Origin of the sequence: Fervidicoccus fontis Kam940 (genome assembly GCF_000258425.1) — an archaeon.
Lineage (GTDB): Archaea > Thermoproteota > Thermoprotei_A > Sulfolobales > Fervidicoccaceae > Fervidicoccus > Fervidicoccus fontis.
Genome location: NC_017461.1, coordinates 1 through 15,990 on the forward strand (window position 1 = coordinate 1; position 15,990 = coordinate 15,990).

A 15,990-nucleotide genomic window follows, 5' to 3' on the forward strand; every position below is an offset into this window, starting at 1 on the left:
TCTGAAAAAATCATCACAACAATCAGCTTTTTCCCTGAATCTCTCAGATAGAATTGAAAGTTGGCATATTTACTCCCCTTGCTCAGAATCAAGCATTGAATCTCTCAGATAGAATTGAAAGTTCACAAATTTAGTCACAAATGCGCTAGGAAACAGAAGAATCTCTCAGATAGAATTGAAAGTCAAACCCATGCTTTCTTAGTATTTCTGCTGCTTCTGAATCTCTCAGATAGAATTGAAAGCTCTTGCTAATGCTCTAGCAGTCGATCATAGTAGGCGAATCTCTCAGATAGAATTGAAAGAATAGCAAAATCCACTTATCGCCTACCCAATCTTTAAAGAATCTCTCAGATAGAATTGAAAGATTTTAAGCGGGATCGTGGCTCCTGTGCTGTCAACCGGAATCTCTCAGATAGAATTGAAAGTTGCCTTTATCGGTAATGTATATTTTCCGGCTTACATGAATCTCTCAGATAGAATTGAAAGAACCATCCCCAAACATATTGAATACCGCTAAGTATAGCGAATCTCTCAGATAGAATTGAAAGCTTGAGACCCCTTGCCCAACTCCTGCTGAAACACTTATGAATCTCTCAGATAGAATTGAAAGTATACAGACCATCTCTCACAGCATCAGCTACAGCCATGAATCTCTCAGATAGAATTGAAAGAGAATTGTAAGTGAAGCAATCGCAACAACAATAACTAAGAATCTCTCAGATAGAATTGAAAGAACTCTTCCATGTATTCAACCAAACTTTCCAAATCCTGAATCTCTCAGATAGAATTGAAAGTTAAAATTAATAGCGAAATTCAAGCGGTGATTCATAAGAACTTCTTCAACACTTCCTCTATAGGGAAACTTTCCTTAGATCTTATCCATGCTTCTTCAACGAAGAACTTTATTGCCATTTTCGCTGCTGTTTTGTCTATCGGAATTGCATCAGAACTCGTGCTGAAGTAGTTCATCATAGACATCGCGGAAGCTAATTGAATTGCCCTCTTCTCCAGTCTCATCGAAAATGGCACAGTCTTTCCTCTCAAGCTTTCAAGAACGAGCTCGGATGCTCTTTCTATTAGGCTGATCATCTCATCGGTGAGCAAGATCTTCTTCTCGTTGAAGATTCCCCTTACCATAGGGTTCTTGGTCTGTATAGCATAAATGAGAGTGAGATGATCTCTGAGCCTTGGGGCAACCATCCTCATCTTACTTTGAAGAGCTCCGAGCATGAGCCTCATCTGGCTCTTCGAGAGCTCGCTGTACTTCTCCTTTGTGAGCCTGTGGAGCCTGCACAGCATTCTATCTTCGATGGCATTGAAGTTGGGATCGCTCACAGTTACCTCATATCCAACTTCTTCCACTTTCGTGTTATAGTTCACTGAAAAGAAAGAAGAGAACTTATAGGGGCCTATGCTGTAGGACTTCGTCTCATATCGGATTGTTCCTCTCTCCATAGCGAGCTTCATTGGTTCCACCATACCTCTATATTTGAACCAGTCGTTGAACTCGGTAACTATGAAGTTTAACTTTCTATTTTCATACGCCTCACCTATAGCTATGAACTTCGCTGGGGTCATACCGCCGCAGTACCTGTTTAAACCCGGGAGACCGTGCGGAGGGACGCCTGAGCTCTCGTTGCCGAGTATCATGTCCTTGGAAGCAAACGTTTTACCTGTTCCAGGCTCACCGAAAAGAGCTAGGTTGAAGCCGATGCTGCCAGCCTTATTATTCGAACCTGTTATGATATCAGAGTCTGCGAGGGAGTACTGCTGAGTTATCGTGAGTAGGTGGTCGAAATAAATCGCGGGGCCGAAAAGATCCTGCAAATAATCTATGAGAAATTGGGGCGAGAAGGTTTTTCCAAAATTAAAATTCACAGCTTCATCGAGCCTTTCCTTTACGAGTGAGTTTAAATAACTCTTGAACTCTTCCTCCATCCTCTTAACTTCATTGAGCTCCTGTTCGGCATCCTTTGTGCTCAGCTTCGGGATCGGAGACCTTTCTAATTCAGAAAGGGCCTCTATTACCGCTGGCCTTATCTCCAAAGGCATCATCCATCCCCAATAATTAAAGTTCTTAGAATGCCAGACGAGATCCCATCTCGTGTAGAGCTCAGACAGGAGCCTAGCTGGATAAAATTTTTCTCCTAAAATCTCGCTGACCTTCCCAGCTATCTCATCTATCGAAGCGAATTCGGATTCGGCGAGGACTTTTAGCAATGCATAGCCCTTTCTCCCATGTGCCTTGACCACTTCTCTCACAGCTTCCTTTACTTCTCCCCATGAGCTTTTCAGCTCCAGAGTTCCCCCAGCTTTAACAGTATAGCAATTTCCTCTGAAGTTTTCAATCTCCTTGTAGGGTGAAATCTCAACGACCTTTCTCAGCTGAGAGTCGCTCATGATACTCGCCAACTCTTTTAAATCGACCTGCTTTCCAAGCTTCAGCTTCTCCAGCAAAGGAGAGTTCGCTGCTGTGATGGAGTTTGCGAAGACTTCCTTGTAAAGCCTGAGTCTGTCGATATCGCCCCAGCTAAAATCCAAGTATGGGTAGTACCTCTTGAGTATAATTATCCTTTCTCTGATCTTTTCCTCTGGAGAGCACACATATGGAGAACTGGAACCCATGCATTTGCACCATGCTTTAAAGCAGTAGAAGCTTTGGATAGGCTTCTAATATGTATATGCGTTTCACTTCTATATTAGCATGATCTGGCTATCTTGAGAATTTTTCCCGAATTTTTCTCAAATCTTAAGAAAGCTCAGTGGGAAAGAATTTTTCAAGCTTTCCCGCTCAATCGAGAAACGGGCTTTCAGTTCATGGATTTGGAGGGGAAATCGCAGATTCCCATGAAATCCGCTTTAATAGTCTTTGGTGGTCTGCGATCTATTTACTGAGTTTTCAAAAGCATCAGAGAATATACCCAATTCTTCAGGTTTTTTCGTTTTTTCCAGGTGTCCCTTAGCCTTCTTCAATTTTCTTTTCATTATTTTATGTGAACATTTGTATGCTTATGATTGCGCGTGTCTCAAAAACCTCTAAATATGATGAATCAAGAGGAATAAACAGGTGTGCTGGTATGATGGCTATAAGTTAAGCCATCAAAAAGATATTTGCTGAATTGAAAGAGCTGCCTCTGCTGAAGAGGTCATCGGAATCATTCATCATAGTGCGCAAAAGTTTTTTAATGATTAAAAATTAAAAAATAATGGGAAATGCTAATGATAAATGTTGAGAGCCTCGTGGTTTCGTATGGACGGCTTAAGGAGCCTGTTTTGAAGAGTGTTAATGCGGTCTTTGATGGAAAGAGTCTTGTTTTGGGGCCGAATGGCTCCGGAAAGACGACCCTTTTTAGGGCTTTGTGTGGGCTTACAAATGTGAAGGGGGGGGGCAGGATTTTAGTTGATGGTGTTGATGTTGAGAACATATACGCTAAGACAGGAGTTATAGCCGCAAATTTTCCGGAAGTTTTGTCTCTTTTATCGATTAGAGTTGTTGACTTGATAGATTTGCATGCGGACTTAACTGGCGGAGATCGATCTGTTGCTTTGCGAATTCTTGGTGATTTGGGGATAAGTGAAGCATTTTTGAGAGGTAAGAAGTTGCATTAGCTTTCAGCAGGTCAAGTGAAGGCTGTTTGCACTGCAATAGCCCTTGCGACTCGCGCCAAGCATGTTCTTTTAGATGAACCTTTCGAACAGTTGGATCCTGCTAGAAAGAGCAGATTAATCGGATATTTTGAAGGCTATGATGGTTTAATAATCTTAAACACTCATGAGACTTGGCTTATAAGAAACTTGACTGGTTGGAAGGTCTTTTTCATGTTTGAGGGAGTCCTATACGGGCCTATCTCGACCGACGATTTGTTGAATGCCAAATTCTCCATTAAAGATGAAGCTGGAGCCCTTATCAAAATGTTGGTTTCAGGCAAAACCGTGAGCTTAGTTAAAGGAGAGAGTGGAAAGGCAATTTTAAGTTTGGATAGCCTTGATAAAGTATACGAGCTTGCTTTGGAGGCTGAAAGAGCTTGACGAAGTATTTCAGACTAAACCTTAAAGCGTTACTTAAAAACCCGGTACTGATCTTCTGGGCAATAATTTTCGTCGAGTTTTGGGTCTTAATGTGGGCTTATGTTTTTGGGGCAAGCGTGCCATCTTATGAAGAGGCGGTCAAAGATTATGTATCTCTTGCATTCGGAAGCCTAACCATTATAAGCCTTTCTGCTGTGGCAACAGGAATAATGAATTCTCTTATCTACGCTTCAAAGTCAATAAAGTTTGTAACTAAGTATACAAAGCTTTCGCCATCAAGGTTTTTGATGGAAAATGCGACCTCCTCGCTTGTGGTTCTGTTAACGGTGTCTGCCGTAATGTTCTTTTCCATGACTGGGGTATTTTGGCAAAAATTTGGGACGCTTATCCGCCAGAAAACACGTTAGGCTTAGTTGTCAGCTCACTTTTAAGCGCTGTCTTTCTATACGCCTTTTCAGCCTTTCTAAGCCTCTTGATGATAGTTTTAAAATCCCCTAAATCAGCATCTTTTGTGACAGCCGTCCCATTAATGCTGTCCTTTCTAAGCTACTCCTCCCTCTGGTTAAATTTAAAAGCATCCGCCTACATATCACCGTTTAACTGCATATCCGCCCTATTCTACTATTATTTTTCAGGTAACGAGCCTGCTACCGGAGGCTACTTCACTTCTGGCGGCAAAGAACTGATGAACGTGACATTAACAGCTTTTTCCCTAATAGGATGGACTATTATCATGCTCATTCTCGCAATTATTCTGCTAAGAAAGATGCGCGGAGTAAGCATAGAAGAAATCAGACTTGTATAGTAGCTGAAGGCTCAACTTTCCAAGCGTGCAAGCTGAAAAATTAAACAAATGGTCTAGATAGGCATACGGCATCCGCGTACATCATAGCATTAAGGGCACTAAGAGACCTTCAAAAACTTTAATAAACCTTATTCCCTGAAATAGACGCTAACCCTCACTAGATACAAGAAGCTCCGCCGCCCTGATGGCTGCCCACGTTGGATCTATTAAGGCATTTCTATGCTCTTCTCGAGGGACTGGGCAAGTCCGCCAAGGCCCATGCACTTTAAGAGTGGAACATTGGCTCCCACTATCTCTGCTTTTACTGCCTCCTTCCTAAGCAGATTCAGCGTTCTTTACCAGCCTTTCTCTATGTCTGCTATTCCTATGGGAATTCACCAAACGTCTACAACATTTTTCCGAAGCCAAAGCTCCTAACCCTTTCCCTTATCATTGTCAGCCCCTCTTCTTCTGCCCTGCCCCCACGTTAATGATCGCTATGTTTCCGCAGAACCTCGCAATGCTGAGGGAGCTCTCGGCGGGACCCAGCACGAATATTTTATCCCCTATCTTCTTCCTCGATACTGAAACCCCTGGATTTAGAAAGCAGTTGACTATTACTGCATCATAGCCTTGTTAGGCTTCTCTCCAAGCTCTATATGTTTCAACTGTTTCGGGACCTGAAGGGAGAGATCTCACTTCTACTGCAGTACCTGGGCTGGCATAATACCTGTAGATTTTCTCATCTCCTTCGTTCCACCTGGAGCGCCCTATGGGATTTATTACCAGGACCTTCTTCATGCGATCCCTCTCCTGCTAACTAGCTCTTCTACAGGTATGTACTCAAGGTTGAACCCGAAGTGCTTGGGGCCAAAGAGCTCAAGACCGCGCTCAGTCCTCCAGACTTTCGGAGAGGGGGCAGCTACTGCTATGACCTCCATACCTTCCTTCAGGTCTGTGTTAGTTACAGGATTTCCATCGCTCGAGAGAAGAGTAAAAATGTCGGGTGGCATTACTAGCGACTCATCGTTGATCCAAACCATGATGTGCTCATTCATTATCCATGATCTCAGCTTTCTCCCAGCATAATCTCCTTTCCCTCTTAATTCAGCTTCCCCTCTTAAAAATCCCCTTTCATCTCTCCAACTGTACTTGCTGACTATTCCTTCGAAGACAACCCAGCCTCTCAGCAGATCAGCCACTCTTTCTGCAGTGATGTTCCCCCTCTCTCCCCTTGCTTTTGCTGAGAGAATTTCGTCGCCCAATTTATAAGCTAAGCTCATGGTTCCCTTAACAACAGCATTTTCAGCCATCTCTTTAGTGAGAGGAGTATCAACAACAGCTACAAATCCCCCTCCGAGGACTGAAATATATCTTGCAATAGCTTCGTAGTCGTCTATATAAGCATTTTTTACAACAACCACATCTCCCGTTTCAGTCACGAGAGCAGAAGGAGCCATCGAGTACCCAAAGATGAGCACAGTGCATTGATGGAGCTCTGGAGCAGCCCTCCCAAGAAGATCTCCATCTATTGCAGGAAGATCTCTCCTTGCCCCTATGCTTAGAGCAATGGAGGTGTTGGAACCTCCCATTTCCGATGCAACAACGGCGTTCACTTTCTTCCCTAGCTCTTTTTCCAGTATTTCGAAGGCCTCAGAGATCGGATCTTTGATAACTACTGGCTTCTTCTGCTTCAGACCAGGTGCTATGGATCCTACATAATACGGTACCACGATGACTCCATCGCTGGGCAAAGATTCCAAGTCAGCTATTTTGATGGGCTTCTCCTTTTCCTTTAGGACCCCGCTCAATGCTTTGTAGCCTTCCTTCGGATCTCCGCCTCCGCCAGTTCCTAGAACTGTAGCGCCAATAACGAGCCTTTCTACATCTCCTTCATTTTTGAGCTCCTTTACCATATGCTCCCCTATGAGTAATTGAATGTTTTATATTTAATTCTAACCGTTAAGTTTGCAATTCAAATATAATTGAAAAACTAAGGAATCCGAGGGCTCTATAGATTGCATCGCGAAGCATCCAAAGAAATTCTACAATCTTCTCATTGCCGCTCTCTGGAAAAGATCTCTAACCCTCATTGAGGTATGTCCTTAAAAGAACATTTTAAAAGAATGCGGAGAGATTCATAAATAGCATGTAAATCGCTACAATAATTATGATTATTGCGAAGATTTTGGTAAGCAATCTTTTTGAAACCTTCGATGCGAAGTAAGCACCTATCCACCCTCCGAAAATGCCGCCTAAGATATATGATGCTGAAATAATTAAGTTTAAATCTCCGCTTATAGCATATCTTATAGCTGTTACCAATCCGAATAATCCTACCGATATCAGGGATGTTCCAACCGCCTGCAATATATTTAAAGCGGCGGAATAAATTAGTCCCGGCACAATCAAAAAGCCACCTCCAATACCAAAATAGCCTGATGCAAAACCGACCAGGAATCCTATAGATAATAATTTCGCAATTGATTCTTCATGTTTTGGTTCTGCTGCCGCGTTAACGCATTTTCTTTTCAGCATGTATATACCAATGATTATCATTAATATAGCAAATAAGAACAAGAGTTTTTTACCAGGAGTTAAAAGCCCTAATTCAGCACCAATTAATACACCTGCAACTCCTGGAATGCTGAATAAAATTCCTTTCCTAAAATTCACGTTTTTCTTCCTCGCATGAGGTATCAAATTCAGGAAAGCATTAATGCTTACCGCTAATGCGGTAGTCCCTATTACCATATGCGGATGGTTAAATCCGACGAAATATAAGAGAAGTGGTATAGCAAGTATTGAACCGCCGCCGCCTATCAAGCCAAGAGAGAATCCTACTATCAACCCGGAAATAATAGAAAGAATTATTTGGATCCCGGTAGGCTCCAACATACTCCTCAGAACACCACTATGCTATATTCTTCTATTTCCTGACCTGTTTCCGCATCATCTGAAATCGGTTCTATACTGAGCAATTCATCTTGTTCGGTTGAGTGGTATTTTTTAAGACCAAGAGAACAGGCTTTCACAAATATTCTCATCTCAGCGGCATCGCCGATCCGCCCTTCGAACGGTGATGATTCTACCTGTTTTTTGTTTGCGACCTGAATATCCCGCCTCAGAGGCAGCATTTCTATTTTACTAAAGGAATTTTTTAAAGAATTGATTTCAGAATTGAAAGCTACCATTTCTGCTTGAATGCTACCTTTGCTCGACAGAACCATAGCCAACATCCTTCCCATATTATGTATCACCGAGGTATAAAAAAAAATAGGTTAAAAAACTTATCTATATCCAATTTTATTAATTTTCAACCTAAGCATTCCATACAGTACAATCCATGCGCTGAGTAACACCGTAACCATGAAGACAAAGCTTGATACGGCCATCTGTATATTACCGCTCAATATATGTCCTGAAGCGCAACCATTTGCCATTCTTGCCCCGAATAACACCAGGAAAGTGCCTATGAATGAGCCTATGGCCCTTTTTGTCTCACTTGGACCAAATCTACGTTCCCATACTTTTGGAACCAGGGGCTTGAATGCCATAAACCTCTTTGATATTAATGTAGCAGATATGAGACCGCCAAGGAATGTGCCGAGATCTGAGAGAGGTTCCCAGCCAATTTCGCTAAATGGATTATTTACAGGGACGCCGTTAACCAGGTGCATGCCGCCGAAGAGCTGGAAGTATAGATTTGAAGCAGCCCACATAGGATTCAACAGATACGATAATTGCGCGCCAATCCAAGAGTATGTTGTAGATTCACCAAATATTTGATGCAAAATTATCACCGCCACTGCCGTGATCGTAAATTCCGCACCTAAAATCAATATATATCTGGCGTTTTTGATACTGCTTTCATTTGTAATTCTCGTAATAAAAGGTCTTGCATGCGGATATTTTTCTTTCTCCTCATTTATCAAATCATTAAATTGAATTACGCTCTTGCTTAATCCCAGTATGTGAGCGCCGCAGGAATCCTTTATCTTTTCTCCTGGATACCTCGGCAATATCAAGAACAAAAGTATTAATACTGTTCCAAAAATAAGCGAGACCTCGAACATTCCTATTTTTGATGTTTTACCTAATATGTCAGCCCAGGTAATAGGCCCATAGTTGAGAGTATCCCAGAAAAATGGTTTAGCATAACCGAATATGAGGGACCACGTAAACGCTCCTAGCAATCCTCCCAATAATGCCCATATAGCATCTCTGCGCCCTTGACCCAACGCAATCCATACCGTCCCTGGAAAATAACCGGCTATTCCAACACCTATTCCAAATATTATTCCTCCTATTATTACCCCAGGCACGAAGAAACTTTTGATCCCGAAGTTTGGACTCGGCACTATCAGGTTCAGCGCATAAAGCAAAATCGCACCAAAACCTATTGCGAATCCAAAGCAGACCATTAGGAATCGATCCTGGAAAGCCATTACCCTATATAGCGTATCTGGGTCAGAAAAGTTCCACAATTCAAGCGGTATAGCGAGTAACATGCCGGCAACGATTCCGAGTAATAGAGGAGCCTTGGTCTCATGCAGGACAATCTGCATGTATATGCCGCCAAAGAGCATTAGCAAAGATATTATAAGCAATGTTACTGTTGCTCCTAGAAATATTTTCTCATCTTTTTCCATTTTCTGATACCACAATAAGGAGATCGATGTAGTCAAATAAAAAAATATCGCTAATATTTATAATGTCTAGATAGCATATCCGCTACCTCCAAATGCGCCATCACTATTCGCACCATTAACCAAGAACGTGTAGCTTACTGGGTATTTGAATCCTTGCAGATCCCATTTAGTATTATGATCTGCTTGGTATGAAAATTATTACGCAAGTAGCCTTTATGCTTGGGCATAAGGATAGCATGTAAGTTAAAAGGGTATAATGCACACTCGTATATATAATATATTGATAATAGACGAATACATAATTAATACACAACCATATGTGCTATTTTCCATAAAGTAATTCTTTAAAACCCAGTACCGTGCATCTGAGTATAAAGGTTTGGGTGGAGTAGGTTATGAGCTGGCATAAAGGAGAGAGATCCATAGTCTGGGTAGATGAAGTGAGGAAATGAGACATATTCTTCGTCGGAGGCAAAAATGCCAACCTAGGCGAGATGATTGCAATAGGATACAAGCAATCCGGGATTCGCTGTCACGCCACACGTCTTCAAATATATTTTCAATTCTAATTGACTGTGAAGGAAGCTTAGTGAGAGAAGTCTGCTGCGGTGAGCTTTAAAGTTCCGAAGTAGCTCTCGAGCGCTCTCTTCATTCCCTCGAGCCTGCTCCTTTTCCTCGCCTCTGCATGCACAGCAAACAACTTGATCCCTCCAGCTGCATGTTTTTTGAACAGATTGGCAGAAGAATTCTTCGTTATTGAAACCTGGGTTGAAAAAAGCAAACGATTTGGGATTTGGAAACTAGCTACTCTCTCCGGATAATTAGGCCATCTCATTCTGATCTCACGGTATTAATGCTGCTTGTTTAGTTAGAGAGGTGAGAGAACGAACGTGAGCGAAGCGTTATTTATCAGGTCCTGCTTGAGAATATGAACGCTACCAGACGCTATCCGTAGAAGCGCTCGTAGCTCATAACAAAAGTTCTGAGCGGCCAGAAAAAGCAGAAATGCTCGTTCTTTCCATTAACGCTTTTGTTCAATTCAATTCTTTCATCTGAAAAGCCGATCTGAAGTTGCAATTGTCCCCATCAAGCAGAACATTCAACATCTCAGAATGCAAACTTTTTATATTATTAACTTCAATAGATCATTTAGATATGAAGAGGTAATCGATCTATGATCAAGTGCCCAGTATGTGGACATGAAGGTAATGAGGGAGAGTTCAAGCTGTTTAAGGAGCCGTGGAAGTTCAGGTTCTACGATGTTAAAAGGCTGGAGTGCCCAAAGTGTCACGCTATATTCAACTATTACAGCGGAACTTCTCCAAAAGGGAGGAAGTCAGAGTTTGTGATCAAGGTGAAGCCGAGGGAAGTCAAGAGGGTTAAAAAGTAAAGCCGTCCTTCTCTTTGCTATATCAAAACTGAAGAAAAGCTATTTCTTCAATTTTTCAAAAATCATCTTCATATAGTATGGATTTTCAGTGTGAATTGGTACAATTTCTTTAGGCCTCAGAATACCTATTAAATCAGAAAACTGATGGGGGTAGTAGTGACCAGAGAGGCGCAACCTATATACTTCAATGCCAAGCATTTCGAACCACTTTGCCAATACCGATTCTTCCACCTCTTTATAGCCTTCATTAGGCTCAGGATCTGTTAAGACAGCGACAGCTCTCGGAATCTTCAATTCCTTCCCCCATAGCTTCATCCTTCTCAAAATTTCGAGCAAATTAATTGGTTCAACTATTAGAATATAATCTCTTGGGTTCTGGAGGATGTCATATTCGATGCTTACTGCATTAAGAAGAATTGGTGGCGGAGCTTTTCCTTCAATCGCCATGTATATATCCTCAGTCGTAGAATTGTACCTATCGCGGATTTGCTCGACCATCCAGAAAATCCTTTCAGAACCTACTACTACTTTCCTTCCGAACATTCTAGCAAAATCCAATAAAAAGCTGAATAGCTCAAAGTCCAAAGGGTCTATAAATACGACAATTAAGTCATAAGCAATGAATATTTTGTTGAAGGCATCTCTTAACATATTGACAGTGATCGGAAAGCTCTCAAGTTTAGAGCTGAAGTTTGTCCCCTCAATAAGAGCTAAGTCAACCCTTTCAATGCCGAGCTTTTCAATGAAGCAACGAAGATCGCAGTGGAATATAGTTGAGGGAGATTCTATTCTTAGATCTCCATTGTAGAAAATGTTCGTATCTTTGCCAAAGTAAATGTAGGCAGATGAGTGAAAAGCGCTATGGTGAACAGGTATAAGGTAGTCTATGCAATATCCAACCGAAAATTTTTTGGTAATGAGTTGAGTATATATATTATAGAGTATGTGATAGCATAAACAGACCGAATTCAGTTTTTAAAAATCTACTGAGCTTTACTTGACTACGCCTCTTTAATGCGAGAGACAGTAGTTCAATCCTTATTTCTGTTTTATAATTATAAACATTCAGAAACTCTTACAACATGCAAACTCATTCAAGATATGAAATATAATTTTATGAATTCTCAAGAATACTTGGTGGAGCAGTTATCAAATTTAAAATAAAACTGAGGAATATGTGGAGATTTCTTGCCCTTTAGGACGGGAAGATAACGGATGTTAAAGCACACTATTTTGATAAAAACTAATTAATTCATACTCAGGTTAAATGATAGAATTTGCTTTTAGTTTGGTGCTATGTTTTGAAAATAAGTTCAAGCTATATAGGTTGCAAGCTTGCCATAGAAATTGAAGGCATTCGGAATGATATTTACGAATGATGAAGGAAGGTCATGGATATTTTGGCTTGAGGACCGTGGAAGATCGCATCCTCATATAATCTTAAACTGATGGGATAATTGCTTTTACTCCAACGTCTTCAGAGGCTTTTGCCTGCTTTTTATCGAGAGTTATCAATGGAAGATTTTTCTCTGCAGCTAGTGCTATGTATAGAGCATCATAAACAGTTGTGCCAGTCTTCAGCGCTATTTCAAATCCTTTCGAGATGTATTTGCCCTCGGGCTCTATTAATACGTTGATACCGATCATTGAGAGCAGTATCTCTCGCAACCTTACAGCTTGGTCTATGCTAATAGTTTTTCTAACCGAATAATCTCTCCATATGGTGTTCAATACTTCTTTCACGGCCAGATCTATAGTTGTACATAATTTTACAAATACTACCAGTCTTTCCCACCCAGGTTCTTTTCTAATGAATGCAGCTAGTACAGAAGCATCAATGACTTTCACGGTCCTCCCTCACAGAAGAAGTTGAGGAGCCCCTGGGGGACTCTATAGGTATTTGTGAGAGCTCCTCGACAATTTTTTTAATATTGTCCTCGGCTTCCAGCGTTCTCAGCTTTTCTTCTATAAATTTCCTTATCTCCTCAGCCCAATTGACCTTATCCTTATACCTGTTCATCTTCTCCTTGATATCCCTTCTAAGCTTGAGACTGAAAACACTCATCTAACCACCAAGATAATAGTAGGTAAACTAAAAAATAAACCTATTGGTTTACTTAGAAATAAAGTCATCACGAAAACATATACCCCAGCCACCTTTCAATTCTATCTGAGAGATTCCTAGTAGAATTAAAGTATGTTGATAGGCTGAACAAGATCTTTCAATTCTATCTGAGAGATTCAAAGCGGGTTAAGAGTTTTCAAAGAAGACGAGTTCCACTTTCAATTCTATCTGAGAGATTCACATAACTTTAATTCAGAAACGCTAAAGCTCTTGATTGGAAACAGAGACTTTCAATTCTATCTGAGAGATTCAGTGGGCTTACAAGACATTTTTAGTCTAAGAGAGAGCTTTCAATTCTATCTGAGAGATTCAAATCAAGCAATTATGTGAAAGCGGCAAGCTGGTCAGCTTTCAATTCTATCTGAGAGATTCAAATAGCTGATGCATTAGGGTTCTTCATAACTATCACACTTTCAATTCTATCTGAGAGATTCATGTCGATATACTTATTTTTTCGCCTTTTGCCTTTTTCTTTCAATTCTATCTGAGAGATTCACGTTAAGCGTGGCAGCACTTGAAGCAATATTCACATCTTTCAATTCTATCTGAGAGATTCTGTGGGCTGGTAAATACTTCGAAGCCGTGCTGCCGACTTTCAATTCTATCTGAGAGATTCAAGTCAAGCCCTGTCCCAGCTATTTTTGTTGAGGCGCTTTCAATTCTATCTGAGAGATTCAACGCTGGCTTTAATGAATTGAATTTCTTCACCTCTTTCAATTCTATCTGAGAGATTCATGGTGAAGTTGTTGAAGAACAGCCCGGTTTTATAATCTTTCAATTCTATCTGAGAGATTCCGGAAGAAATAGCACAGCAAGTTAAGCTCATACTTGACTTTCAATTCTATCTGAGAGATTCAACCCAAACCCCAAACCAAGTAAAAGATCCTAGAGCCTTTCAATTCTATCTGAGAGATTCGTAGTTCAAATTAGCGTTGATCAAATTATGGTGCCGGACTTTCAATTCTATCTGAGAGATTCCAATGCGTTTGAATTTACTGAAATGCATTTGGTAATACTTTCAATTCTATCTGAGAGATTCACAGCATGGGATCCTTCAGCCTATCCAAGTTGCTCTCACCTTTCAATTCTATCTGAGAGATTCTACAAAATAATGCTAAAGTATTTGAAGCAGTTACAAAGCTTTCAATTCTATCTGAGAGATTCTGCACGATTTTTTGAGCTCATTTGTATAATTTATAATTTGGTATTATAATAAAAACTTTTCGGTCCAATTGCAAAAATTGCAAGATCTGATATATTTTTCCCCATTTTTTCTAGGAAATTGTAATAAAAAATATATAATAGAAATATGTTTAATTTATCCTTTAGTTTAAAATCAGCTTTGTTCCCAACTATGCGAAATTTCATCCATAAAATTCATTCACAAATTTTTATTTATAAAGGATTTAAATACTTCCCAAAATAAAAAGGGAAAAAATAATGAATTTTAGATTAAGGTTTGGTGCTTTTCGGCTCTAGCATTTTAAAAGCAGAATTTTATGGTTTCTAAATGATATTAAAGATTTTAGCGAGAGAGTATAAAATTTCAGTAAAATATTATATTTATTCAAAATGAAGAAGAATATAGTTGGTGAAACATTTGGACCTGATAATTCCCTACTCTCCAAGCAATCAGGTTCTCATAGGAACGCTCGGCTATGAGCTTCTAGCGAGCGATAATATAGAGAGAGTCATTGTACTTTCTGAGAATGATGCTGGCTCACAAGCTGAGGCTTTGAGATCTATAGGCAAAAAGCTGGGAATCAGCGTTGAGATCAAGAACCTCGGGACTGAGCTCCACTCGTGGTCCTCCTTTTCAATGACCCCAGACTCTGTTCTCGACATAACGCCGGGAAGGAAGATCTATGCCTCCCTCCTACTTCAGAGCTGCATGAAGAGGGAGGGATGCAGGGCGAGGTACCTCTACTTGGAGGACGAGAAGAAGTACGGGTACAATTACTTCGGATACATGCCCATGTGGGCATTCAAATTCATTGAGTTCCACCCAGAGCTCCACCAAGCAGACTTGAGCGTCAGAAGGCTTGAAAAGGTGCTCCACGCGGAAGGAATAGAGGAGAAAGAAGCAAGCGTTATTCCAGAAACTTTTCAGTCCATAATAAATCTCCACTCATATTCAGGAGATGAGGAGTTCTCGATCGAGGCCTGCGGGGGGAGGGCTGAGTTCAGATTTGGAGATAAAGGGCTGTTTCTAAAGGATTTCTCATTCTTGGGAAAAGGGGATGAGGAGGCGTTTGATGAAGCTCTGAAGAGCTTTCTCGAAATAGAGAACAGAGATGAAGCTGCTGAGAAGGCCAAGAAATGCATAGATGAGGGAGGGGTCATCGCACTGGACACCAATGTTCTAATACAGGGAAGGATGTTCAACTTCTTGAGATCCCACAGTAAAAATGTGGAAATACTGAAGCCGGTTTGGTCGGAGATCATCCCTTATGCTCTTGAGGAGAAGATCAGCTCAGTTGGAAGGAGGCGCCTCGCAGCATTGAGCAGGGCCGCTGCGCTCAACAACTCTGTACCTGCTATGAGGGATTACCGCAGAGGGGATCAGGAGATCATCAACTCCCTCAAAAATATGAAGAACGAAAAAATGAAGGTCTGCTTCATGAGCTCCGATAGGAGGCTGAGTGCCATTGTCTCAACGGTTCTTGGAGACGACACAATATTTCTCGAATCGCCAGAGCTCAGAGAAGAGAGCAGAACGTGCGCCGAGGAGGTCGCGGGCTTCATGATGAATCTGGCTTTTTACTGCAATGAAGGCAAGCTCAGGATAGGAAGGGAAGAATATATGTTCAAGCTTGGAAAGATAAGCAACAAAACGCTTCAAATGCCTGAGCTGAGGGTCTCTTCTGAATCGATGAGCGTTTTGAAAGCCATAGATTTGCTCGTTAGGGCTACCGTTTAGCTTATGCTGTGTTAAAAATAAGCAAGACTAAGAGAATATGCTTCTTGAACTGAGAATGTTACTGAGGAATCTCTCAGATAGAATTGAAAG

17 protein-coding genes and 2 CRISPR repeat arrays are annotated in these 15,990 nt (G+C 41.0%); of the genes, 7 read left to right on the plus strand and 10 right to left on the minus strand.

What is annotated here, in order from left to right:
- The first annotated feature begins 36 nt into the window (after window positions 1–36).
- A CRISPR array of direct repeats spans window positions 37–794; the repeat unit is 24 nt; unit sequence GAATCTCTCAGATAGAATTGAAAG.
- 31 nt (window positions 795–825) lie between these two features.
- On the minus strand, window positions 826–2,625 hold the full coding sequence (locus tag FFONT_RS00005) for a hypothetical protein (protein WP_014557147.1): 1,800 nt from the start codon (window positions 2,623–2,625) through the stop codon (window positions 826–828).
- A gap of 594 nt (window positions 2,626–3,219) precedes the next feature.
- Between FFONT_RS00005 and FFONT_RS00010 the strand changes: the two genes are divergently transcribed.
- From FFONT_RS00010 to FFONT_RS00025, 4 genes are read left to right on the plus strand one after another with little or no spacing between them, the layout of a single operon-like run.
- A complete protein-coding gene (locus FFONT_RS00010) occupies window positions 3,220–3,609 on the plus strand; it encodes an ATP-binding cassette domain-containing protein (RefSeq protein WP_158308266.1) in 390 nt (129 codons plus the stop codon).
- Window positions 3,610–3,624: 15 nt separating this feature from the next.
- A complete protein-coding gene (locus tag FFONT_RS00015; RefSeq protein ID WP_148683401.1) occupies window positions 3,625–4,029 on the plus strand; it encodes an ATP-binding cassette domain-containing protein in 405 nt (134 codons plus the stop codon).
- Complete coding sequence (locus FFONT_RS00020; RefSeq protein WP_148683402.1) at window positions 4,026–4,436, plus strand: hypothetical protein; 411 nt, start codon at window positions 4,026–4,028, stop codon at window positions 4,434–4,436. Before FFONT_RS00015 ends, FFONT_RS00020 begins: the two co-directional genes overlap by 4 nt.
- The gene (locus FFONT_RS00025; RefSeq protein WP_014557150.1) at window positions 4,394–4,834 is read left to right on the plus strand and encodes a hypothetical protein; all 441 of its coding nucleotides are present in this window, start codon (window positions 4,394–4,396) and stop codon (window positions 4,832–4,834) included. Before FFONT_RS00020 ends, FFONT_RS00025 begins: the two co-directional genes overlap by 43 nt.
- Before the next feature lie 615 nt (window positions 4,835–5,449).
- On the opposite strand, the gene FFONT_RS06950 is transcribed toward FFONT_RS00025, so the two are convergent.
- The 6 genes from FFONT_RS06950 to FFONT_RS00050 all read right to left on the minus strand — a co-directional run bounded on the left by FFONT_RS06950 (window position 5,450) and on the right by FFONT_RS00050 (window position 10,300).
- Window positions 5,450–5,614, minus strand: coding sequence for a hypothetical protein (locus FFONT_RS06950; protein ID WP_014557151.1), 165 nt, complete (start codon window positions 5,612–5,614; stop codon window positions 5,450–5,452).
- Entirely contained in the window at window positions 5,611–6,729 is a 1,119-nt protein-coding gene (locus FFONT_RS00030; protein ID WP_014557152.1) for a DUF917 domain-containing protein, read from the minus strand. Before FFONT_RS00030 ends, FFONT_RS06950 begins: the two co-directional genes overlap by 4 nt.
- 202 nt (window positions 6,730–6,931) lie before the next feature.
- On the minus strand, window positions 6,932–7,711 hold the full coding sequence (locus tag FFONT_RS00035; RefSeq protein WP_014557153.1) for a sulfite exporter TauE/SafE family protein: 780 nt from the start codon (window positions 7,709–7,711) through the stop codon (window positions 6,932–6,934).
- Between the two features lie 5 nt (window positions 7,712–7,716).
- Window positions 7,717–8,061 (minus strand): hypothetical protein, encoded by a 345-nt coding sequence (locus FFONT_RS00040; RefSeq protein WP_148683403.1) that lies wholly within the window; start codon window positions 8,059–8,061, stop codon window positions 7,717–7,719.
- Window positions 8,062–8,103: 42 nt separating this feature from the next.
- Complete coding sequence (locus FFONT_RS00045; protein ID WP_014557155.1) at window positions 8,104–9,465, minus strand: YeeE/YedE thiosulfate transporter family protein; 1,362 nt, start codon at window positions 9,463–9,465, stop codon at window positions 8,104–8,106.
- A 586-nt stretch (window positions 9,466–10,051) separates the two neighbouring features.
- On the minus strand, window positions 10,052–10,300 hold the full coding sequence (locus FFONT_RS00050; RefSeq protein WP_148683404.1) for a hypothetical protein: 249 nt from the start codon (window positions 10,298–10,300) through the stop codon (window positions 10,052–10,054).
- A 339-nt stretch (window positions 10,301–10,639) separates the two neighbouring features.
- On the opposite strand from FFONT_RS00050, the gene FFONT_RS00055 reads away from it, so the two are divergent.
- Window positions 10,640–10,855 (plus strand): hypothetical protein, encoded by a 216-nt coding sequence (locus tag FFONT_RS00055; RefSeq protein ID WP_014557158.1) that lies wholly within the window; start codon window positions 10,640–10,642, stop codon window positions 10,853–10,855.
- A gap of 39 nt (window positions 10,856–10,894) precedes the next feature.
- Here the strand turns inward: FFONT_RS00055 and FFONT_RS00060 are convergent, their stop codons facing one another.
- Window positions 10,895–11,413, minus strand: coding sequence for a hypothetical protein (locus FFONT_RS00060; RefSeq protein ID WP_148683405.1), 519 nt, complete (start codon window positions 11,411–11,413; stop codon window positions 10,895–10,897).
- Window positions 11,414–11,474: 61 nt separating this feature from the next.
- Between FFONT_RS00060 and FFONT_RS00065 the strand changes: the two genes are divergently transcribed.
- Complete coding sequence (locus tag FFONT_RS00065; RefSeq protein ID WP_148683406.1) at window positions 11,475–11,663, plus strand: hypothetical protein; 189 nt, start codon at window positions 11,475–11,477, stop codon at window positions 11,661–11,663.
- Window positions 11,664–12,295: 632 nt separating this feature from the next.
- Here FFONT_RS00065 and FFONT_RS00070 read toward each other — a convergent pair.
- Window positions 12,296–12,703, minus strand: a complete 408-nt coding sequence (locus FFONT_RS00070) for a type II toxin-antitoxin system VapC family toxin (RefSeq protein ID WP_148683407.1) — start codon at window positions 12,701–12,703, stop codon at window positions 12,296–12,298.
- On the minus strand, window positions 12,690–12,920 hold the full coding sequence (gene vapB, locus FFONT_RS00075; RefSeq protein WP_014557161.1) for a type II toxin-antitoxin system VapB family antitoxin: 231 nt from the start codon (window positions 12,918–12,920) through the stop codon (window positions 12,690–12,692). Before vapB ends, FFONT_RS00070 begins: the two co-directional genes overlap by 14 nt.
- A gap of 92 nt (window positions 12,921–13,012) precedes the next feature.
- A CRISPR array of direct repeats spans window positions 13,013–14,144; the repeat unit is 24 nt; unit sequence CTTTCAATTCTATCTGAGAGATTC.
- A 427-nt stretch (window positions 14,145–14,571) separates the two neighbouring features.
- On the opposite strand from vapB, the gene FFONT_RS00080 reads away from it, so the two are divergent.
- Window positions 14,572–15,900 (plus strand): hypothetical protein, encoded by a 1,329-nt coding sequence (locus FFONT_RS00080; protein ID WP_425276989.1) that lies wholly within the window; start codon window positions 14,572–14,574, stop codon window positions 15,898–15,900.
- Window positions 15,901–15,990 lie beyond the last annotated feature (90 nt).